Annotated in this window: 21 protein-coding genes and 1 other annotated feature (1 of these 22 only partly in view); all 21 genes read left to right on the top strand. The window is 33.2% G+C overall.

Annotation, left to right across the window (positions count from 1 at the left end; all coding sequences use genetic code 11):
• Positions 1 to 3 precede the first annotated feature (3 nt).
• The 21 genes from B7R65_RS16305 (at position 4) to B7R65_RS16205 (ending at position 23,089) form a co-directional block, all read left to right on the top strand.
• Positions 4 to 2,196: a penicillin-binding transpeptidase domain-containing protein gene (locus B7R65_RS16305; RefSeq protein WP_088043901.1), complete on the top strand. Its 2,193-nt coding sequence runs from the start codon at positions 4 to 6 to the stop codon at positions 2,194 to 2,196.
• Between the two features lie 108 nt (positions 2,197 to 2,304).
• Positions 2,305 to 4,251, top strand: a complete 1,947-nt coding sequence (locus B7R65_RS16300; RefSeq protein ID WP_088043900.1) for a stage V sporulation protein D — start codon at positions 2,305 to 2,307, stop codon at positions 4,249 to 4,251.
• Positions 4,252 to 4,276: 25 nt separating this feature from the next.
• Complete coding sequence (locus B7R65_RS16295; protein WP_088043899.1) at positions 4,277 to 5,743, top strand: UDP-N-acetylmuramoyl-L-alanyl-D-glutamate--2,6-diaminopimelate ligase; 1,467 nt, start codon at positions 4,277 to 4,279, stop codon at positions 5,741 to 5,743.
• A 108-nt stretch (positions 5,744 to 5,851) separates the two neighbouring features.
• The gene (mraY, locus tag B7R65_RS16290; RefSeq protein WP_088043898.1) at positions 5,852 to 6,826 is read left to right on the top strand and encodes a phospho-N-acetylmuramoyl-pentapeptide-transferase; all 975 of its coding nucleotides are present in this window, start codon (positions 5,852 to 5,854) and stop codon (positions 6,824 to 6,826) included.
• Complete coding sequence (gene murD, locus B7R65_RS16285) at positions 6,827 to 8,179, top strand: UDP-N-acetylmuramoyl-L-alanine--D-glutamate ligase (RefSeq protein WP_088043897.1); 1,353 nt, start codon at positions 6,827 to 6,829, stop codon at positions 8,177 to 8,179.
• A 34-nt stretch (positions 8,180 to 8,213) separates the two neighbouring features.
• Entirely contained in the window at positions 8,214 to 9,314 is a 1,101-nt protein-coding gene (gene spoVE, locus B7R65_RS16280; protein ID WP_179194901.1) for a stage V sporulation protein E, read from the top strand.
• 215 nt (positions 9,315 to 9,529) lie between these two features.
• Positions 9,530 to 10,621 (top strand): undecaprenyldiphospho-muramoylpentapeptide beta-N-acetylglucosaminyltransferase, encoded by a 1,092-nt coding sequence (murG, locus tag B7R65_RS16275; protein ID WP_088043896.1) that lies wholly within the window; start codon positions 9,530 to 9,532, stop codon positions 10,619 to 10,621.
• 77 nt (positions 10,622 to 10,698) lie between these two features.
• A complete protein-coding gene (murB, locus tag B7R65_RS16270) occupies positions 10,699 to 11,607 on the top strand; it encodes a UDP-N-acetylmuramate dehydrogenase (RefSeq protein ID WP_088043895.1) in 909 nt (302 codons plus the stop codon).
• Positions 11,608 to 11,791: 184 nt separating this feature from the next.
• Positions 11,792 to 12,559, top strand: coding sequence for a cell division protein FtsQ/DivIB (locus B7R65_RS16265; protein ID WP_088043894.1), 768 nt, complete (start codon positions 11,792 to 11,794; stop codon positions 12,557 to 12,559).
• A gap of 225 nt (positions 12,560 to 12,784) precedes the next feature.
• Positions 12,785 to 14,065, top strand: a complete 1,281-nt coding sequence (gene ftsA / locus B7R65_RS16260) for a cell division protein FtsA (protein WP_088043893.1) — start codon at positions 12,785 to 12,787, stop codon at positions 14,063 to 14,065.
• A 36-nt stretch (positions 14,066 to 14,101) separates the two neighbouring features.
• Positions 14,102 to 15,241, top strand: coding sequence for a cell division protein FtsZ (gene ftsZ, locus B7R65_RS16255; RefSeq protein ID WP_088043892.1), 1,140 nt, complete (start codon positions 14,102 to 14,104; stop codon positions 15,239 to 15,241).
• 327 nt (positions 15,242 to 15,568) lie between these two features.
• The gene (spoIIGA, locus tag B7R65_RS16250) at positions 15,569 to 16,489 is read left to right on the top strand and encodes a sigma-E processing peptidase SpoIIGA (RefSeq protein WP_088043891.1); all 921 of its coding nucleotides are present in this window, start codon (positions 15,569 to 15,571) and stop codon (positions 16,487 to 16,489) included.
• Between the two features lie 10 nt (positions 16,490 to 16,499).
• Entirely contained in the window at positions 16,500 to 17,219 is a 720-nt protein-coding gene (gene sigE / locus B7R65_RS16245; protein ID WP_088043890.1) for an RNA polymerase sporulation sigma factor SigE, read from the top strand.
• Between the two features lie 393 nt (positions 17,220 to 17,612).
• Positions 17,613 to 18,392, top strand: coding sequence for an RNA polymerase sporulation sigma factor SigG (sigG, locus tag B7R65_RS16240; protein WP_056471070.1), 780 nt, complete (start codon positions 17,613 to 17,615; stop codon positions 18,390 to 18,392).
• Positions 18,393 to 19,053: 661 nt separating this feature from the next.
• Complete coding sequence (locus tag B7R65_RS16235) at positions 19,054 to 19,335, top strand: YlmC/YmxH family sporulation protein (protein ID WP_088043889.1); 282 nt, start codon at positions 19,054 to 19,056, stop codon at positions 19,333 to 19,335.
• A gap of 107 nt (positions 19,336 to 19,442) precedes the next feature.
• Positions 19,443 to 20,267 carry a peptidoglycan editing factor PgeF gene (gene pgeF, locus B7R65_RS16230; RefSeq protein WP_088043888.1) on the top strand — a complete coding sequence of 275 codons (825 nt, stop codon included), beginning with the start codon at positions 19,443 to 19,445 and terminating at the stop codon, positions 20,265 to 20,267.
• Between the two features lie 4 nt (positions 20,268 to 20,271).
• Entirely contained in the window at positions 20,272 to 20,946 is a 675-nt protein-coding gene (locus B7R65_RS16225; protein WP_088043887.1) for a YggS family pyridoxal phosphate-dependent enzyme, read from the top strand.
• 6 nt (positions 20,947 to 20,952) lie between these two features.
• Positions 20,953 to 21,408: a cell division protein SepF gene (locus B7R65_RS16220; protein WP_088043886.1), complete on the top strand. Its 456-nt coding sequence runs from the start codon at positions 20,953 to 20,955 to the stop codon at positions 21,406 to 21,408.
• A gap of 4 nt (positions 21,409 to 21,412) precedes the next feature.
• Positions 21,413 to 21,673: a YggT family protein gene (locus tag B7R65_RS16215; protein ID WP_088043885.1), complete on the top strand. Its 261-nt coding sequence runs from the start codon at positions 21,413 to 21,415 to the stop codon at positions 21,671 to 21,673.
• A 70-nt stretch (positions 21,674 to 21,743) separates the two neighbouring features.
• Positions 21,744 to 22,517 (top strand): YlmH family RNA-binding protein, encoded by a 774-nt coding sequence (locus tag B7R65_RS16210; protein ID WP_088043884.1) that lies wholly within the window; start codon positions 21,744 to 21,746, stop codon positions 22,515 to 22,517.
• Between the two features lie 86 nt (positions 22,518 to 22,603).
• On the top strand, positions 22,604 to 23,089 hold the full coding sequence (locus B7R65_RS16205; protein ID WP_088043883.1) for a DivIVA domain-containing protein: 486 nt from the start codon (positions 22,604 to 22,606) through the stop codon (positions 23,087 to 23,089).
• A gap of 55 nt (positions 23,090 to 23,144) precedes the next feature.
• Positions 23,145 to 23,190: a binding site (T-box leader), on the top strand (it continues 175 nt past the right edge of the window).

Below are 23,190 nucleotides of genomic sequence, written 5' to 3'. Positions count from 1 at the left end.
ATTATGAGTAAGAAAAAAAATAAGTATACAAATTTAGGAATACGTTGTTTTTTTCTAGTAACTTTCATACTTTTTATTTCTCTCATAGCTCGTATTAGTTATCTGCAATTATCAGATAGGGTAGAAGGAAGAAATTTAAAGGCTTATGCTGATGAAAATTACAATACATCACAAATAATCCCTGCTAAAAGGGGAACGATCTATGATGCGAATGGAATTCCTCTTGCTGAAGAAGTTACTTCTTATACTGTTTCTGCTGTTCTAGATCCAAGTGCTTCTAAAAATTCTAAAATTAAAAGACATGTGGTTGATAAAGTAAAAACAGCTAGAGAACTGTCACCAATTTTAGAAACGGATGAGGCAGAACTTTTATCAATGTTAGGTAAACCTAAATATCAAGTTGAACTCGGACCAGGTGGAAGAAATATTTCTCAAAGTAAGAAAGAAAAAATTGAGAAATTAAAGCTACCTGGTATTGTTTTTACTCCATCCCAAAAACGATACTATCCTAATGGTGTTTTTGCTTCGCATACCCTTGGTTATACAAGCATAAATGAAAATGGAGAATTAATTGGGGAGATGGGACTTGAGAAATCGTTAAATAATGAATTAACCGAAAGAGATGGTAAGAAAAGCTTTCTACGTGATCGAAAAGGAAATATTTTACCTTATGAGAACGAAAAAGTTGATCCACCTCAAAATGGTTCTGATATTTATTTAACAATAGATACGAAGATTCAAAGTTTACTAGAAGACGCGATGACTCGAGTTGATAAAGAATATGAACCGGAGAAAATCATGGCGATTGTGTCTGACCCAAAAACTGGGAAAATCATCGCAATGGGGAACCGACCAAGTTTTAATCCAAATATAAATGATATTACAAACTATACAAATGATCCAATTTCTTATGCGTTTGAGGCTGGTTCGACGATGAAAATATTTACATTAGGTGCTGCTATGAATGAGGGCGTTTATAACGGAAAAGAATATTTTCAATCTGGACGATATAAAGTACCAGGTGGAGGAACAGTTCATGATGTGAATAGAAATGGTTGGGGATCTATTACGTTTGATGAAGGTATTCAAAGGTCTTCAAACGTGGGTATATCGATTTTGTTAAACGAAAAACTAGGTGCAGATCGTTTCCTGCAATATTATAAAAATTTTGGTTTCACAAAGAAATCAAATATCAACCTACCAGGTGAGTCAAGTGGACAATTAGTGTTTAAATATCCTCTTGAGAAAACAACAACTGCCTTTGGTCAAGGTTCGACTGTAACTGCAATCCAAATAATTCAAGCTGCAAGTGCAATCGCTAATGATGGTAAAATGATGAAGCCTTATATTGTTGATAAAGTAGTTGACCACGATACGAAGAAAATCGTTGATGACTATCAAGCTGAAGTTGCTGGCAATCCAATTACATCAGAAACGGCAAAAAGGGAAAGAAAATTACTTGAGTCTGTCGTTACAGCACCAAGTGGTACAGGACATAATTATGCAATTAAAGGATACTCTGTTGCTGGTAAGACTGGTACAGCTCAAGTAGTTGATGAACATGGTAAATATATAAAAGGTCACGGTGAAAACCTATTTTCATTTATTGGAATGGCTCCAGCAGAGGATCCAGAACTAGTAGTTTATGTGGCTGTTCTTCGACCAAAACTTAAAGATACAGAATTAGGTTCGGATCCTGTTTCTGAAATCTTTAGAAGTGTAACAAAAGGCGCACTTGAATATAGAAAAGTTGAACCTGTAAAAAATGCGGATGTAAGTAAACTTATTGATAAAGAGAGTGTAGAAGTACCTGATTTTAACGGTCTATCTATTAGTGAAGCTAAATCACTAGCTATTTCAGATGGTTTAAAGGCTGTTTCATTAGGTATTGGAAATAAAGTGTCAGGTCAATCGATTCTGAAAAGTACTGAGGTTGTTAGAGGAACAAAAATCTACCTTAAAACAGATGGAACAAATAGTATGCCATCGATCATTGGGTGGTCAAGAACTGAAGTAAATCGTTTAAGTGCATTGTTTAATTTAAATTTAACGATTAAAGGTAGCGGTTTTATTACGAGTCAAAGTATAAAGAAAAATGCTGAACTAAGAGAAAAAGATTATTTAGCAGTTGAATTAAATAAACCTCAAGAAAAAGATTCTACTGAAAAAGAAATTAAAGTTAACATTCAAGAATAGCAAAATGGAATGATGTATACTTTTCCTCTCTTAAATTAGTAAAAGGTCTAATGTATTTGGTACAAGCATATATTGAAACGAACATATTGTAGAGGAGTGTTCGTTTCAATGCGAGTATCTAATGTAACGGTACGTAAACGTTTATTTATTGTTTTTATTGGTGGTTTATTAATATTTTCGATTATTGCTACTAGACTTGGATATGTTCAATTCGCCTTAGGTGATTTTTTATCTAAGCGAGCGAAAGATTCTTGGAGTCGAGATATCCCCTTTGAACCAAAAAGAGGTGAAATCTTAGACCGAAATGGTGTCGCTCTTGCAACAAATAAAAGTGCACCATCTGTATTAGTCGTTCCAAGACAAATTAAAGACCCAGAGTCAACAACAAAAAAACTTGCCCCAATCCTAAAAATCTCCGAAGTTAAGTTATATCAAATTTTGACAAAAAAATCCCGAATGGAACATATTCGTACAGAAGGCATTAAAATTACAAATGAAAAAGCAAAAGAAATTAGGGATTTGAACTTAGAAGGCGTTTACATAGCTGAAGATTCAAGACGCTATTATCCTTTTGGTAATTACCTATCTCATGTACTTGGTTTTGCAGGTATTGATAATCAAGGTCTAAATGGATTAGAGCTTTATTATGATAAGCAGTTAAGCGGTGAAAAAGGTAGCGTTCAATTTTATTCTGATGCAAAAGGTCAAAGAATGCCTAATATCGCAGATGACTATATTCCTCCGATTAATGGATTGAATTTAAGATTAACAGTCGATTCACGAATCCAAACAATTTTAGAGCGAGAGATGAATAATGCCACAGCACAGTATAACCCGGATGCAATGATTGGGATTGCGATGAATCCTAAAACTGGTGAAATACTTGGAATGAGTAGTAGACCAGGTTTCGATCCAACTAACTTTAAAAATGTTTCGCCAGAAGTTTATAATCGTAATTTACCAGTTTGGGCGAACTATGAACCAGGATCAACCTTTAAGATTATTACCCTTGCAGCGGCTTTAAATGAAGGGAAAGTGGACTTGAATAAAGATCATTTTTATGATGATGGTGCTGCTGAAGTAGCAGGGGCACGATTACGCTGTCATAAAAGACAAGGACATGGTTCACAAACATTTTTAGAAGTTGTTCAAAATTCTTGTAACCCAGGATTTGTTGAATTAGGAAATCGTTTAGGTGAAGAAAAGCTTTTTAAATATATTCGTGATTTTGGCTTTGGTCAAAAAACAGGAATTGACTTACAAGGTGAAGGTACGGGTATTTTATTTAGTATGGATCGCGTTGGGCCAGTTGAAGCAGCAACTACTGCTTTTGGTCAAGGAGTTTCTGTTACACCGATTCAGCAAGTGGCTGCAGTATCAGCAGCAATTAATGGTGGTATTCTCTATCAGCCATATATTGCGAAAGAATTTGTTGATCCGGTTACGAATGAAGTGGTTAGTAGGAAGACGCCGATTGCAAAAAGACGTGTAATTTCACCTGAAACATCCAAAAAAGTTCGATTAGCTCTTGAAAGTGTAGTAGCACAAGGAACTGGTAAAGGGGCATTTGTTGAGGGCTACCGAGTCGGTGGGAAAACTGGAACAGCACAAAAAGTAAAAGATGGTCGATATGACGATAGTAACTTTATCGTTTCATTTATTGGATTTGCACCTGCAGACGACCCTCAAATAGTTGTTTATATTGCAGTTGATAATCCAAAAGGTACTGTACAGTTTGGTGGAGTAGTAGCAGCTCCTATTGTAGGAAATATAATTCGTGATAGTATGCAGGTTTTAGGGGTACCACCTAGAAAAAATCAAATTGAAAAAGAGTTTGTTTATGGAGACACAAGAACATATAAATTACCAAATTTAATCGGTTTAGAGAAAAAAGATTTGCAACCTTTGCTAGATACTTTTACTATTGAATATAGTGGAACTGGCAATATTGTTGTTGACCAAGCTCCAAAGGCTGGTGTTAAGTTAAAAGAAGGCTCTAAAATCAGAATTTATTTAGGAACGAAAGAAGAAACTAAATCAAAGAAAAAAAATTGATCTAGTTTCAACGAAAGGATTAGCTATGAAATTTCATACTTTATTATCAAGTTTACAACCTTTGGTCTCAATACCGACTGAAAATCCAGAAATTACTGGAGTGGAAATGGACTCCCGTAATGTGAAACCAGGTTACTTATTTATTTGTATAGAAGGTTATACAGTAGACGGTCACAATTATGTAAAACAAGCTGTAGAAAATGGAGCAGTTGCCATTGTTTCACAAAAAACAATCGAAACATCTGTACCGGTTGCTTACGTGAAAGATACGAATCGTTCTATGGCAGTTATTGGTAATTCTTTTTATCAAAATCCAACACATAAATTAAATTTAGTAGGAATTACAGGTACAAATGGAAAAACTACGACTTCTTACATTATTGAAGAAATCGTAAAGCGAAATAATCAAAAAACAGGTGTTATTGGAACAATCGGAATGAAAATTGGTGAGGAAGTATTTGAAACAAAAAATACTACACCTGATAGCTTAACATTACAATCAATGTTTGCAAAAATGGTTGAAGCGAATGTAAATACTGCTGTAATGGAAGTATCTTCTCATGCCCTTCATATTGGCCGTGTGCATGGTTGTGAATACGATATCGCTGTTTTTACAAATTTATCTCAGGATCACCTAGACTACCATGGCTCAATGGAAGAATACAAAAAAGCGAAGGGTCTATTATTTTCTCAATTAGGAAATAGTTTTTCTTCAACAAAACCTAAGTTTGCTGTATTAAATGGTGATGATGAGGCTTCGAAGGAATTTATGGCTTTTACTCAAGCAAATATATTAACATATGGATTAAGTGAACAATTTGATTTGTATGCAAAAAATATTGAGTTAACGAATGCTGGTACTAGATTTACTTTACATTTCCTTAATGAAAGTTATATTGTTGAGATGAAATTAATTGGAACATTTAATGTTTATAATGTATTAGCAGCAATCGGAGCGGGAATTGCTTTGAATATTAAAATGGAAACAATTTTAGATGCAATCGCATCAATAGAAGGAGTGCCGGGTCGATTCCAATCTGTAAATGCTGGGCAGGATTTTACAGTAATTGTTGATTATGCACATACTCCAGATAGCTTAGAAAATGTTCTGAAAACTGTTAAGCAATTTGCTAAAAATGATATATACTCCGTTGTTGGATGTGGTGGAGATCGTGATCGTACAAAACGCCCACTAATGGGGAGAATAGCTGCTGATCTTTCAACTCAAGCAATATTCACTTCAGATAATCCTAGAACTGAGGACCCAAATTTAATATTAGAAGACATGAAACGCGGATTAGAGCATAATAATATAACGGTAATAGAAGATCGTAAAAAAGCAATAAATTTTGCGATTCAAAATGCTAAAAAACATGATATTATTGTAATTGCTGGTAAAGGACATGAAACGTATCAAATAGTCGGAACAAATGTTTTCCACTTCGATGATGTTGAAGAAGCTAAAGAAGCAATTTTGCAAAGAAGAGGATAATCTCCTCTTCTTTGTATTGCCAAAAAATATTAATTCATAAATAATTCTTTTCAAAAGAATTAAACTATTACATAATCAATGGAATTATCACAGAAAGGAGGGCGAACAATGCTTGAACCGTCAATCTTAGTTGCTATGATTACAGCATTTATCATTGCAGTCATTCTATCGCCTATTTTTATACCGTACTTAAGAAAACTTAAATTTGGACAGAGTATACGTGACGAAGGTCCGTCATCTCATAAAAAGAAATCTGGAACACCTACTATGGGTGGAATTATTATTTTAATTGCATTAAGTGTATCTGCACTCTTAATTTCTATGTATTTTGGAGTATTATCAAAACGTACATATATCTTATTATTTGTGACTATATGTTTTGGAATTATTGGATTTTTAGATGACTATATAAAAGTCGTTAAAAAAAGAAATCTTGGATTAACTTCAAAGCAAAAATTTATTTGCCAAGTGATCGTATCCATTATTGTATTTTTCGCCATTCGTACAATCGGAGTATCTACATCAGTTGCAATTCCAGGTACTAGCTATGTAATAGATCTTGGTTTTCTATATGCCTTATTAATCGTATTCATGCTTGTCGGTACTTCGAATGCTGTTAACTTAACAGATGGTTTAGATGGTTTAGTTTCTGGGACTGCAGCTATTGCATTTGGGGCTTATGCAGTGCTTGCATATAATCTACATCAATTGGATGTATCTATTTTCTCAATAGCAGTAGTAGGAGCTGTACTAGGCTTCTTAGTATTTAATGCTCATCCAGCAAAAGTTTTTATGGGTGACACAGGATCTTTAGCACTTGGTGGTGCGCTAGCTGCCATCGCGATTGTTACTAACTTAGAAATCTTACTTGTGATCATTGGTGGTGTATTCGTAATTGAAACACTTTCAGTCATGATTCAAGTTGCATCGTTTAAAGCAACAGGAAAAAGAGTATTTAAAATGAGTCCATTACATCACCATTATGAATTATCTGGATGGTCTGAATGGCGTGTAGTAGTGACATTTTGGTTTGTAGGACTTCTCTTTGCTTTAATAGGAATCTATATCGAGGTGTGGATGTAATTGAAAAACGTGGGGAATTTTCATCATAAGAATGTATTAGTATTAGGAATGGCAAAAAGTGGTTATGCAGCGAGTCAATTATTAAAAAAATTAGGTGCAAATGTTACAGTGAATGATCGTACACCTTTTGAACAAAATGCAATCGCTCAAAAACTAAAGAGTGAAGGGTTTAACGTAATATGTGGTGAACATCCTTTATCACTTTTAGATAATAATCCTTTTTGTATTGTTAAAAATCCAGGGATTCCCTATTCAAATCCATTACTAGTGGAAGCGATAGAAAGAAATATACCAATTTATACGGAAATTGAACTTGCTTATTTAATTAGTGAAGCACCTTTTATCGGTATAACTGGTTCAAATGGAAAAACAACAACAACAACATTAGCATTAAATATATTAAAAGAAGGCAATAAGAATCCGTTAGTTGCAGGGAATATTGGTACAGTTGCATGTGAAGTTGCAGAAATAGCAACATCAGAAAATATAATCGTCACGGAACTTTCTTCTTTTCAGTTAATGGGTATTGAAGAGTTTCGACCTAAAATTTCGTTAGTTACTAATATTTTTGAAGCGCACTTAGATTATCATGGTACGAAAGAAGAATACATTAGAGCGAAAGCTAACGTATTTAAAAATCAGACAGAAGAAGATTTTGCTGTAGTTAATTTTGATGATGAAAACGTTTTGGAAATGGTGAAAGAATGTAAAGCAACAATTGTGCCGTTTTCATCTACGAAAGTAGTTAGTAATGGTGCATATGTAAAGAACGGATCTATTTTCTTTCAAGAGTCCGAAGTCATCGAAATTAAGAAAATTGTTTTACCAGGAAAACATAATCTAGAAAATATTCTTGCTGCGGTTGCAGTTGCGAAGCTATTAGGTGTTGATAATGAAGCGATTGAAAGAGTATTAACAACTTTCACAGGTGTTGAACATCGCCTTCAATTTGTAACTGAGATTCAGCAAAGAAAATTCTATAATGATTCAAAAGCAACGAATATATTAGCGACTCAAAAAGCAATAGTGTCGTTTCAAAAACCGGTCATTTTAATTGCAGGTGGATTGGACCGTGGTAATGATTTTGATGATTTAATTCCTTATTTCAAGAACGTTAAAAATATGGTCACTTATGGTCAAACATCACAGAAATTAATTGATTCAGCTAAAAAAGCAGGGTTGAAAGCAATAAAATCGGTTGATAATGTTGAGGAAGCTGTAAAAGAAGCATTCACTCATTCAGAAGTCGGAGATATTATTTTATTGTCACCTGCCTGTGCAAGTTGGGATCAATTTAAGACTTTTGAAGAACGTGGTAATAAATTTATACAAGCAGTGCATAAATTAATGTAACGCTTGTTTAATTCAAAAGTTGAGGTGTTATTTCGTGCCAACAAAGAAAAATAGTCCTGACATGATTCTAGTTCTCGTTACGCTATCATTATTAACAGTAGGTATGATTATGGTTTACAGTGCTAGTGCAATATGGGCATCTTATAAGTTTCATGATTCGTTCTTTTTTGCAAAGAGGCAATTATTATTTGCTGGAGTTGGAGTAGTTGGTATGTTTATTGTTTCAAATATTGATTACTGGTTATTTCGAACTCATGCCAAAAAAATTCTAATCGCTTGTTTTATTTTGTTGGTACTCGTATTAGTTCCTGGAGTGGGGTTAGTTCGAGGTGGTGCTAGAAGTTGGATTGGTATCGGTGCATTTTCTATTCAACCATCTGAATTTATGAAACTTGGAATGATGGTTTTTCTATCAAAATATTTAGCTGATAATCAAAAAAACATTACATCTTTTAAGAAGGGTTTAATTCCTTCACTAGGGCTAGTATTCTTAGCATTTGGATTGATTATGCTCCAACCAGATTTAGGGACAGGTACTGTAATGGTTGGAACATGTGTCATCATAATTTTCGTTGCTGGTGCAAGAATTTCTCATTTTATGGGATTAGGATTAGTTGGAATAGCAGGTTTTGTTGCTCTAATTGCTTCCGCCCCATATCGAATTAAACGGATCACATCTTTTCTTGACCCTTGGTCTGATCCTTTAGGAACAGGTTTTCAAATCATTCAATCTCTTTATGCAATTGGTCCTGGTGGTTTATTTGGACTTGGATTAGGACAAAGTAGGCAAAAGTTTATGTACTTGCCAGAACCACAAACTGACTTTATTTTTGCAATCCTTTCAGAAGAGTTGGGATTTATCGGTGGCTCTTTTGTCATTTTATTATTTTCTTTCTTATTATGGAGAGGTATTCGAATTGCACTAAGTGCACCTGATTTATTTGGAACGTTTTTAGCAGTAGGTATTGTTTCAATGATTGCTATTCAAGTAATGATAAATATCGGTGTAGTAATTGGGTTAATGCCAGTAACAGGAATAACGTTGCCATTTTTAAGTTATGGTGGCTCATCTTTAACATTGATGCTCCTAGCTGTTGGAGTATTATTAAATATTAGTAGACATTCGCGTTCATAAAAGGGCCGACTCAAAATGAAACAAGTACATCAATTTATGTTTATGCTGATCAAAAAGCTTAAATTAAATTGATGATAGTGTACTTGGTAATTTCAAACTTGAGTCGGTCAATTTTATTTTTGTATAAAAAAGAATTAGAATGAATGATGTAAAGTGGTATAATAACTATTTAATGAGTTTTTATTACATATGTTTTGATATTTAGGAGGATCTTTATGAAAATTTTAGTTAGTGGTGGGGGTACTGGTGGACATATTTATCCAGCACTTGCGCTAATTAAAGAGTTGAAAAAACAAGATTCCAATGTAGAATGTTTATATGTTGGTACTGAAAATGGGCTTGAAAAAGGTATTGTAACAAAGCAAAATATACCATTTAAATCAATTGTTATTTCAGGATTTAAAAGAAGCCTATCATTTGAAAATTTTAAAACTATTTATCGTTTCTTAAAAGGTGTTTCTGATAGTAAAAAAATAATTCGTGAGTTTAATCCAGATGTAGTCGTTGGTACAGGTGGTTATGTTTGTGGTCCTGTAGTATATGCAGCGGCAAAACTAGGATACCCAACAGTCATTCATGAACAAAATAGTATTCCAGGATTAACAAATAAATTTTTAAATCGTTATGTTACAAAAGTAGCAATCTGCTTTGATGAAGTAGCATCTCATTTTAATCAAGAAAAAGTTGTTTTTACTGGTAATCCTCGAGCTTCGGAAGTGGTCGGTGAAAATATAACACCCGTATTAGAAACTTTAGGTTTAGAAAAAGGTAAGCGCACTGTTTTAATTGTAGGTGGGTCTAGAGGTGCTCGTCCGATTCACGAAGCATTTTTAAAAAGTGTGGATCAGTTAGCAGAGAAGAACTATCAAATGATTTATGTGACAGGTGAAGCTCATTATAATTCGGTTATAGAAGAAATTAATAAAGTTGGTAATCCATCAAATATCGTAGTAAAACCATTTTTGCATAATATGCCTGAAGTGCTACGAGAGGTTGATTTGGTTGTTTCAAGAGCTGGAGCAACAACTTTAGCTGAATTAACTGCATTAGGAAAACCTAGTATTTTAATACCTAGTCCATATGTGACGAATAATCATCAAGAAGTGAATGCAAGATCTCTCGAAAAAAATGGTGCAGCAATCGTTATTTTAGAAAAAAATTTCAATAATGAATATTTGGTTAATGAAATTGAAAAAGTATTATTAAATCCTATCAAACTTGAAGAAATGAAAAAAGCAGCTTTAAAAATAGGTGTCCCAGATGCCGCAAAAAAACTTGTTAATGTTTTAGAAGAAATTAGAAAGTAGAACCATGCACGAACAAGTTAGTAAATCAATAAACATGTATCAGAAGATGCTATTAGCTAAAGGGGGAAATGATTAGGATGTTTGAAACTAGATTAAAGGAAATTATAATGGACTCGAGTCTTCTAATAAATGAGCCTTTAGCAAATCATACGACTATGAAAATAGGTGGAGCTGCGGATTACTTAGTGATACCTAAAAATATAAATGAAATAAAAGAGATAATTAAACTTGCAAATGAATACGAAATCAATGTTACTGTTATAGGAAGAGGATCTAACTTACTTGTTTCAGATAACGGGATTGAAGGTATTGTCATTAAAATAAGTGATTGTTTAGATCATATTGATTTAAACGGCACAAAAGTAATAGTAGGTGCTGGTTATTCAGTTATTCGATTAGCTACTCAAATAAGCCGTAAAGGTCTTACAGGATTAGAATTTGCAAGTGGAATTCCAGGAAGTGTGGGCGGAGCGGTGTATATGAACGCTGGTGCTCATCAATCTGATTTCTCAAAGATAACGACAAGAGCAAATATATTATTTCAAGATGGAACAATTGAATGGTTATCTAATGACCAACTTGAATTTTCTTATCGTACGTCTATTTTACAAAAAAAGCGAAAAGGCTTTGTTTTAGAAGCAGAACTTCAATTAGAAGAGGGCACAAAAGAAGTCTCAACTGCTTTAATGCAAAAAAATAAGGACTACCGTAGAGAAACTCAACCATGGAATTACCCATGTGCAGGGAGTATTTTCCGTAATCCATTACCAGAATACGCTGGAAATTTAATTGAAAAAGCTAATTTAAAAGGCTATCAAATCGGTGGTGCTAAAATATCTGAAATGCATGGGAATTTCATCGTAAATGCAGGAAATGCAACTTCAAAGGATGTTTTACAATTAATTGATTTTATCAAGAAAACTATATTAGAAAAATTTAATGTGATACTTGAAACAGAAGTTGAAATTGTTGGGAAAAAAATGTAAGTTTCTTAAAATCTACACTAATAATATGCTATAATTTACAATAGCATAAGATGACCAAGATAGAATGGCATGCATATGCTATTCTATTTTTTATTATTCTTAAATTGCATAATACATAAAAGTAATCAGCTAGATAGACAAATTTATTTATTTGAACATTGACATTGATCATGGAGGCATAATCATGCAAGAAAATAAGATTATTAGTTTAGAAGACCGTGTACCCGTCTTGCGTAATAAAAAACGTAAAAAAGCAAATATGCGATTACTTATGACAATTTTTTTGTTTTTTGCGTTGATTTTATGCGTTTTATATTTCCAAACATCAATTGGTTCAGAAATAAAATTAGAAATTAAAGGAAATAGTCTATATTCCGATAAAGAAATTCTAAAATTAGCCGATTTAAACCATGATGATAGCTTTTTAACAATTCGAGCAAAAAAAGTCGAACAGAAACTTGAAAGTAAAAATACTATCCAATCTGCAATTGTAAATAAAAGGTTCCCAAACAAAGTAGAAATCACAATAAAAGAATTTTATCCTGTTGGACAAGCTCTATTCAATGGGAAGAAGTATTTACTTTTACAAAGTGGTATTTTACTTGAAGAAAATAATTCTCTAGGAAATACAATGGTCCCAGAACTTACAGGTTGGAACCAAGGTGATGAATTACAAGAAATGGCTGCGGAACTTGCTAAATTACCTCAAAGTATTTTTCATTCAATTTCTGAGGTTGAGTATACTCCAAGTAAAGATGATGTTTTACTTGTAACTGTCTATATGAATGAAGGTTATGAAGTAAGAACAACAATTAGAAAATTTTCTAATAAAATGTCTAATTACCCACTGATTTTAAAGTCAATACCTAAAAATCAAAAAGGAATCATTCATCTTGAAGTTGGGGCATATTTTTCACCGTACGATTCAAATAGTAAAAATGTAATGAAATAACTGTTTAAACTTTAGAAATCAGTACTTTCAAGTCTTTTTTATCTGTTAATGTTAGTGTAGACTATTAGTTAAATAGATATTAATAAAAAAAATTAAAAAGATTATGAAAAATCAAAATTAAAAAGAGGATAAATCCCTTTAAATGTTGAATAGTTTTCATATATGTTATTTAAGAATGAATTGAAGTTCGATTATAATAGATAGAGAGAAAAAGGAGGTGCCATCATGAACAGCAATGAGATCTATGTGAGTCTTGACGTTGGAACTTCGACAATTAAAGTAATCATTGGAGAACTAGTTAATGACACACTAAACATTATCGGCGTAGGTAATGTTAAATCTTCGGGCTTAAAACGTGGGTCAATAGTTGATATAGATGAAACAGTTAAATCTATTAAAAAAGCGATTGACCAAGCAGAAAGAATGGTTGGCATTCACATTGACAAGGTAATCGTAGGGGTTAGTGCAAACCAAGTGCAGTTAATTAACACTAACGGTGTAGTGGCAGTTTCTAAAGAAAATAAAGAAATTGATAATGAAGACGTATTGAGAGTAATGGAGCAGGCTCAAGTTATATCAATTCCTCCTGAAAGAGAAATTATTGATGTTGTTCCACATGAATACATTGTAGATGGCCTTTCAGAAGTGAAAGATCCAAGAGGAATGATAGGTGTTAGACTTGAAATGGAAGGTACTTTGATTACTGGTTCAAGGACACTTGTACATAATATTTTACGTTGTGTTGAACGTGCAGGATTAGAGGTTACTGATATTTGTTTACAACCAATGGCTGCTAGTACAATCGCACTAAAACAAGATGAAAAAAATTTAGGTGTAGCTTTAGTTGATATCGGTGGTGGTTCTACAACCATCTCTCTTTTTAGAGAAGGTGTACTGATGGCAACTTCGGTTCTTCCTGTTGGCGGAGAACATATCACAAAAGATTTATCAATGGGGCTTAAAACCTCAACAGAAGATGCCGAAAAAATTAAAGTGAAATTCGGACACGCTTTCTATGATACAGCCTTATCGGAGGAAGTATTGAGTGTGCCGATTATGGGTAGTGAGCAACACCAACAATATAGTCAACAAGAAGTATCGGATATTATTGAAGCTAGGCTTGAAGAAGTCTTCTATATGGTTCAAAATGAATTAACTAGAATGAGAGGTAGTAACTTACCAGGAGGATTTGTTCTAACTGGGGGAACTGTTTCTATGACTGGAGTAATAGAACTAGCTCAACAAGTATTCAAAAATAATGTAAGAATTGCAACACCAGATTATATTGGCGTTCGAGAGCCTCAATATATTACTGGAGTAGGATTAATAAAATATGCTTTTTATAAATCGAAAATGCGTGGTAAAAAACTTAGCTCTAATATTGCATTCGAATCAAATGAACGAAAGCCTGTAGCTGTTTCAAATTCAAATTCAAAACCAAAACAGCAGGATGAAGAACGTGTCATGAGTAAAGTTAAGAGCATTTTTAAGTATTTATGGGATTAATTTTGTACTGAATTTGAAATAGTAGGGGGATCAGACATGTTAGATTTTGATACAAACTTAGATGCGTTAGCAAAAATTAAAGTAATTGGTGTAGGTGGCGGTGGTAATAATGCCGTAAACCGAATGATTGAACACGGAGTACAAGGTGTAGACTTTATTGCAGTAAATACAGATGCACAAGCTCTTAACCTATCAAAAGCAGACATTAGAATGCAAATTGGTGGGAAATTAACTCGTGGTTTAGGCGCAGGTGCTAATCCTGAAGTGGGTAAAAAAGCAGCTGAAGAAAGTAGAGAACAATTACAAGAAGCTCTTAAAGGAGCGGACATGGTATTCGTTACTGCTGGAATGGGTGGCGGAACTGGTACAGGAGCAGCTCCAGTAATTGCTCAAGTAGCAAAAGAGTTAGGTGCTTTAACTGTAGGTGTAGTAACTCGTCCATTTACTTTTGAGGGTAGAAAACGTTCAACACAAGCTGCAACAGGTATTGCTGCAATGAAAGAAAGTGTTGATACTTTAATCGTTATTCCAAATGACCGATTATTAGAAATCGTTGATCGTAACACACCAATGCTTGAAGCATTCCGTGAAGCTGATAATGTACTTCGTCAAGGGGTTCAAGGTATCTCTGACTTAATCGCAGTTCCTGGTCTAATTAACCTGGACTTTGCAGATGTAAAGACTATTATGTCTAATAAAGGATCTGCATTAATGGGTATTGGAGTTGCTGGTGGTGAAAACCGTGCAGCAGAAGCAGCTAAAAAAGCTATTTCAAGTCCATTACTAGAAACTTCAATCAATGGTGCACAAGGTGTGCTTATGAATATTACGGGTGGAACGAACTTAAGCTTATATGAAGTTCAAGAAGCTGCTGATATTGTTTCTACTGCATGTGATGCAGAAGTAAATATGATTTTTGGTTCTGTTATTAATGAAAACTTAAAAGATGAGATTATTGTTACTGTTATTGCGACTGGATTCGAAGGTGTTGCACCTTCACCTACTCCAAAGCCAATGGCAAGACCATCAATTTCTTCTTCGAACCAAGCTATTCAAACAACTGTAAAACGTGAAACTGTTCGTGAAGAAGCGCCAGTTGTTGAACCAGCTAAAAATATCACAAGTCTTGATGACTTAGATATCCCAGCATTTTTACGTAACCGTAAAAAACGCTAATTTGCGAAATAAATAAAAACCAAGTCAGGATGATTGATTTCACCTAACTTGGTTTTTTTATTTGTTTATTTTAAATAGGCTCTTTTTAAATCAAACTTAAAATAAAGAAGAAGATCGGAACGGAAGGTGCGTCCCAAAGGTGGGCAAGCACCGCGGAATTTTTTAATAGCGACAAAGTTTACGAAAACAGCCTTTCTAAAAATATTATTATTTTAAAAAGTCTTCCACTTTTCTGTCGAAAAACTCTTTGTTAGATATCCCTTTTTTTGACAGACTTCTTACCGTGCTCATCCTATACTTACAAATAAATGAAATACTTTTTTAAGGATGGCGACAAATTTGGTGATATATGGTGATCTTGTTTGGTTATTAAACTTGTTAATGGATTTTTTAATTATTCAACTCACAGGTTTAGTGCTGAAGAGAAATGTATCTATTTTTCGTTCTTTAATTGGAGCATTTTTAGGTTCAATCGTTGTTTTATTAACGTTTACTCCATATGCATATGTTGTTAGTTCACCCTTTATGAAAATATTATTATCGTTTTTTATTGTATTTTCAGCATTTGGAAGACAACGCATTATTACTTTTCTACAAATTATTAGTATCTTTTATTTTTCTACCTTCTTGTTAGGAGGGGCATTATTAGGATTACATTATTTATTTAATGCAAATTCGAATAATTTAACCAAATCATCGTTTTACGGTGATCCTGTAAGCTGGTACTTTGTTTTAGGGATGATCCCAATCGTCATATTTTATGCTAGAAAGTCAATTCACCAAATTGCCTTTACGAAATGGAAATTAAATGAGATGTATGAAATGGAAATCGTTTGGCGAAATACGACAATTAAAGTTAGAGGATTGATGGATAGTGGTAACTCGCTACACGAACCTCTTTCAAGAAAACCGGTAATTATCTTAGATTGTTCAACAAATGATTTCGGACTGCCTACAGAGCTAGTTAATTTAGTAAGAGATTCAGAAAATACGTTACAAAACAAAGATTCACTAGATGTATTAAGTTTTTTTCATGCTTCTTTTGTACCATATAAGAGTATTGGTCAGAGTAATCAATTACTTGTAGCAATTAAACCTACTTTAGTCAGATTAAAAATTAATGGAAAATGGTACTCTACGAAATCTGTATTATTAGGATTAAGCCATGTTACTTTGTCATCAGACAATTTATATGAGTGTATCCTACACCCAAAAATGATGCAGGGAACTATTAATGAAATAGCATAGGAGGTAGAAAATGTATCGATTTTTCTTAAAACTAAAATTAGGATTTTATAAGCTGTTAGTAAAACTTGGTTTGAAAGCCGATGAAGTTTTTTACATAGGAGGTAGCGAGGCATTACCGCCACCTTTGACACGTGAAGAAGAAGAAAAACTTTTGCAAAAATTACCGAATGGTGATCTTGGAGCTAGATCATTGTTGATTGAGAGAAATTTAAGATTAGTTGTTTATATCGCTAGAAAGTTTGAAAACACGGGGATTAATATTGAAGATTTAATTAGCATTGGTACGATTGGACTGATTAAAGCTGTTAATACATTTAATCCAGAAAAGAAAATTAAATTAGCAACATATGCGTCTAGATGTATCGAAAATGAAATACTAATGCATTTACGTAGGAATAATAAAAATCGATCAGAAGTATCCTTTGATGAACCTCTTAACATCGATTGGGATGGAAATGAATTATTACTTTCTGATGTATTAGGAACTGAAGAAGACATTATCACAAAGGATTTAGAAGCGAATGTGGATAAATCTTTACTAACAAAAGCATTAGATCAATTAAATGACAGAGAGAAGCAGATTATGGAGCTTAGATTTGGACTAGATGGAACAGAAGAAAAAACACAAAAAGATGTTGCTGATATGCTTGGAATATCTCAATCATATATTTCGCGTTTAGAAAAACGCATTATTAAAAGACTAAGAAAAGAATTCAATAAAATGGTTTGATAAAACGGCAATTTTCTAAAAGATTGATGTTTTTTAAACTACTGATATATGGAAATAGATTGGAACGGAAGATGCGAGACTACTATGGGAGTATCAAAAAGGTGCGACCCCGCAGGCGCGTCTGCCGCTAAATGAGGCTCACCGACCACCTCACGAAAGAGCGAGCAATCTGGAGTGGTAGTCTGCAAATCTCTATTTTTAAGGCCAACAAAGTTTTTAATAACAGAAAATTATATAAGACGATTAGTTGTTGAGATCCATCAACATCTAGTCGTTTTTTTTGTATTTGAATGTAAAATGATAAATATTTTGTAAATATGTTTTCGTGCATAAATTTTCCACCGAAGGAGATACTTACCTATAGTACAGCAACTCCAAATAGGAGGGAACATCATGACACGAAACAAAGTAGAAATATGTGGAGTAGATACATCAAAACTTCCAGTTTTAAAGAATGATGAGATGCGTAAGTTATTTCATGCGATGCAAAGCGGTGATAGAAGTGCTAGAGAAACAATTGTAAATGGAAATTTACGTCTAGTTCTTAGTGTTATTCAACGTTTTAATAATCGTGGAGAATTTGTCGATGACTTATTTCAAGTGGGCTGCATTGGTTTAATGAAATCAATTGATAACTTTGATTTAAGTCAAAACGTTAAATTTTCAACATATGCCGTACCGATGATTATTGGTGAAATTAGAAGATATTTACGGGATAATAACCCAATAAGGGTGTCTAGATCATTAAGAGACATTGCTTATAAGGCATTACAAGTTAGAGAAAGACTTTTAGCAGAAAATTCAAAAGAACCTACACCGGTTCAAATAGCAGAAGTTTTAGGTGTAACTCATGAAGAAATAGTCTTTGCACTAGATGCAATTCAAGATCCAGTTTCGTTATTTGAACCTATATATAATGATGGCGGAGATCCAATTTTTGTAATGGATCAGCTAAGTGATGATAAAAATAAGGACGAGCAATGGGTAGAAGAATTAGCATTACGTGAAGGCATGAAACGCTTAAATGATAGAGAAAAAATGATAATAAGTAAACGATTTTTCCAAGGGAAAACACAAATGGAAGTTGCTGAAGAAATCGGAATTTCACAAGCTCAAGTATCAAGACTAGAAAAATCCGCAATTAAACAAATGAATAAAAATATTCAGGGGTAACATGAAAAGTGGAGCAAGCTCGCCCAGCTCAGAAGGGAATATCTCCATTCATCTGAAGAAGTGGTGGTTTTTCCACTTCAAAGATTAATGGAATATTACCGAAGAGCTAGCTTACGGAACTAGACAACTATGAAAAGTGGAGCAAGCTCGCCCAGCTCAGAAGGGAATATCTCCATTCATCTGAAGAAGTGGTGGTTTTTCCACTTCAAAGATTAATGGAATATTACCGAAGAGCTAGCTTGCGGAACTAGACAACTCGAAAAGTGGAAGGCGTTTGCTCAGCCCCGACAAGCATAAGACAAGGAGCTGGAAAGGTGGTTTTTTACCTTTACAGTTCATTGACTTATGACCTCGAGGGGCTAACGCTTGGAACTAGACGTCAACACACATCATTAAATTAGACGACGAACTCCAATCATCTTGGAACTGTACGTCCTAAAATATGAATAAGCGTCCTTAAATTCATAAAAAATTGGATTACATATTTATCTAATAGCTTTAATAACTTTATCTACTTCAATTAAGCGAATGGTATCCGATAAAATATGTGTTAGACAATGAATGGGAAATCATACATTGTTTAACACATTTTTATTTTCGAATTAATCAATATATATTGCTTTTACTTCATATATTTTAAAAAAAGGATGGTGAAGTAAGAGTGGCTAGAATTTCTGATTTTCAAGTAAAAGATGTTGTGAATGTTGCTGATGGTAAAAAATTAGGAAATATTGTTGATTTAGATATTGACCAAGTTAGTGGGAAAATTACATCAATTATTTTAACAAAGCCAGGTAAGGGTTTAAATTTTTTTAGTAAGGAAGAAGAGATGACCATTTATTGGAGTGACATTGTTAAAATTGGTGAAGATGTCATCTTAGTAAAATATCATTCGACAGTCGATTTAGAAGAAAAAACTCCAAATCCTATTAAATTCACATAAAAATATAGCGTCTTTTGTCAAAAATAATCAAAAATATGAAATCTATGGTAAAATATAGGAAACCCTAAATGGGAATTACTAAACTAGTTTTGTGAGGTCCTAAAAATATGAAAGAAATCTTCATTCAATCGACTGAAAGTACTTTTAAGATTCAACCTTGGGAAGACTCATACAAACAATTAGTTGCTGGTTTTACTACTAAAAATGATGGAGTTAGTCAAGGTTGTTTCTCCTCTTTTAATCTAGGCTTACATGTAAATGATTCAACAAACCATGTCATAAATAATCGAGAATTACTCGCAGATCAACTTAAGTTTTCAACATCTAAGTGGGTTTGTTCTAAGCAAGTACATGGTTATAATGTTTTAAAAGTATCAAAAGATGATCAGGGGAAAGGTGTTACTGATTATTTAAGTAGCATTCCAGATACAGATGGCTTTTACACAAATGAAGAAGAGGTTTTACTAACCTCATGTTATGCAGACTGTGTGCCATTATACTTCCTTGAACCAACAAAAAAATATATCGGCCTTGCCCATGCTGGTTGGAAGGGTACCGTTTCTAATATAGGCGGTAAACTGATCGATAAATGGTTAAAAGAAGAAAATATAAAACTAGAAGATATTCAAATTGTTATTGGTCCTTCAATCGGAGAATGTTGTTATGAGGTAGATGATTTTGTAATGAATAAAGTGAGTGAAGCATTTAATGATGATATTCCTCATAAAGTCATTACAAAGAAGTTAAATGGAAAATACGCATTAAATTTGAAAGAAGCAAACAAACAATTGCTTATTAATTCTGGGATTAGTGAAGAAAATATTAGTATGACTAACTATTGTACAAGCTGCAATCCGAATACATTTTTTTCACATCGAAGAGATGAAGGAAAAACTGGTAGAATGATGAGCTTTATTGGTTGGAGGAAATAGCATCATGACTGTAAAACAAAACTTTGAACGAATTAGTGAACAAATCCAATTAGCAAAGTTGCGTTCAAATCGAACAGATAACGTTACATTAATTGCTGTTACAAAAGAAGTATCTGTAGAGGTAGCGAAAGAGGTTTTAGAAGTAGGATTAAATCAACTTGGTGAAAACCGTTTTGAAGGATTACAAAATAAACAGGACTATATGAATAAAAACATAATATGGCATTTTATTGGGTCTCTTCAAACTAGAAAAGTGAAAGATATCATACACCGTATTGATTATTTACACTCTTTAGATCGTATTTCACTGGCAGAAGAAATTCAAAAAAGGGCTATAAAACCTTTGAAATGCTTTGTGCAAGTGAATGTTTCTGGTGAAGAATCAAAACATGGAATGAATCCAAACGATGTCATAAAGTTTGCTAGAGAGATAGCAGAGTTGGATAAAGTACAAGTAGTAGGTTTAATGACGATGGCTCCATTTACTGAAGATCAGCAAATGATAAGAAATTGTTTTAAAAACTTAAAAGAATTACAAATGCAAATACAAGAATTGAAGTTAGAAAATATCCCATGTCATGAATTATCAATGGGTATGTCTAATGATTTTGAGATTGCTATAGAAGAAGGCGCTACATTTATTCGAATAGGAACTGATTTAGTAGGAAAGGGAAGGTAATTAGTTATGAGTATAATTGGGAAAGTTAAAAACTTTTTTGCAATGGATGATGAGTATGAAGATGATTATGAATATGAAGAGCAGCAGCAAGTAACTTCCAAACATGTTAATGAAGAAATTCATCAAGAACGTAATAGTTCAAAGCAAAAATTAGTAAGTATACCAGGAGGAGCATCCTTGACGTCAAAAGTTGTTTTAGCGCAACCGCGTGAATATGCAGAGGCACAAGATGTTGCAGATCATCTAAAATCGAAGAAAGCTGTAGTCATTAATCTTCAACAAATGCAAATTGACCAAGCAAAACGTTTTGTTGATTTTTTAAGTGGTACAGTTTATGCAATAAGTGGAGATATTAAAAAAATAGGATCAAATACATTCATTTGTACCCCAGATAATGTTGATATTTCAGGAACAATAACTGATATGCTTTTTGAGGAAGAACAATCCATTAAAAGGTGGTAAATAAATGAGCTATATTTTTTTTCTTTTAATTCAAGCAATCGCAATTTATAAAATCATTTTGATTATTCATATTATCCTATCGTGGTTTCCGCAAGTACGACATTCAGGCTTTGGACGTTTTATCGGTGCAATTTCTGAGCCATATTTGGAGCCATTTCGCCGTATCATACCATCCTTTGGAATGTTTGATTTTTCGCCAATTGTAGCATTAATTGCATTAGAATTTGCTGGAATTGGAATTGCGAGTATTTCACGTTTCTTCTAAAAAAGAGAATCTTAGGGGTTCTCTTTTTTATTAATATGAAAAGAGTAATTAGAAGTAGAGGACCACATCAATGAGTATATACGACCATTATCGAAAAGAGGAACATCTATTTGTAGATCAGGTAATTAGCTGGAAAGAACATGTACTTGAACGATATACATATAAGCTAACTGATTTTTTAGATTTAAGAGAACAAACAATAATGAGTTCAATTATAGGTAGTCAATCTGAATGCTTGGTTTCTTTTTTTGGAGGACAAGATGATAGTGAAAGAAAACGTGCGCTGATTTATCCGAATTACTACACACCTTCAGATGAAGATTATTCAATTGTTGCCTTTAATCTTAACTATGCATCAAAATTTCACACATTATCCCATCGGCAAATATTAGGGACCCTAATGTCTCTTAAGATGACACGTGCTAAATTTGGTGATATTTTACTAAAAAACGAAGTCGTACAAATAATTGTTGCGAAAGAAATAGCAAGTTTTGTTGAAAATAACTTAAACTCTATCGGGAAATCGCCGATTAAATTAATGGAAATACAATTAAATGAATTAATTCAAATTGAAGATGAATGGCAAACCAAGAATAGTACAGTATCATCACTTCGTTTGGATGTGTTATTAAGTGAGTTTTATAATATTTCTAGACAAAAAGCACAACTTGTCATAAAAGCCGGACATGTAAAAGTTAATCAAAAAATAGTAGATTCGACTTCATTCCAATGTGGTGAAGGAGATTTACTATCAGTAAAAGGGTTTGGTAGAGGGATTTTACTGTCGATTGATGGATTGTCTAAAAAGGAAAAATGGCGGATTTACTACGGTGTTAAAAAATAGTCACAATTTGTTGAAGGGAAAACGTAGAAACTGTCGAAAGTTTATAATAACCTAATAATTAGAAATATACACGGAGGTGGCATAAAGTGCCTTTAACACCACTTGATATTCATAATAAAGAATTTGGTAAAAGTTTTCGTGGATATGACGAAGACGAAGTTAATGAGTTTTTAGACCAAGTAATTAAAGATTATGAAATAGTCATTCGAGAAAAGAAACAATTAGAAGAACAAATTTTAGATATGAGAGATAGACTAAAACATTTTTCAACGATTGAAGAAACGTTAAACAAATCGATCCTAATTGCTCAAGAAGCTGCTGAAGATGTAAAAGGTAATGCACAAAAAGAAGCAAAGTTAATTATTAAAGAAGCAGAAAAAAATGCTGACAGAATTATAAATGAATCATTAATTAAATCTAGAAAAGTTACAATGGAATTCGAGGAACTGAAAAAACAGTCTAAAGTGTTCCGTACACGTCTACGTATGGCGATTGAAACTCAATTAGAAATGTTAAATCATGAGGATTGGGACCATATTTTAGACAAAGAATCAGAAGAAATTGCAAACTAATCACTGAAGCCTTGACGATTTGTAAAGTTTTACATATAATTTATTAAATATTAATAGTAAATCGGTGATAGGGAAGAGTATTTCTATTTAGTCTAGAAAGC

The sequence above is a fragment of the Bacillus sp. EAC genome (assembly GCF_002156875.1).
In the GTDB taxonomy this organism is placed as follows: Bacteria; Bacillota; Bacilli; order Bacillales; family Bacillaceae_G; genus Gottfriedia.
This window is presented reverse-complemented; position numbering and strand designations above follow the sequence as displayed.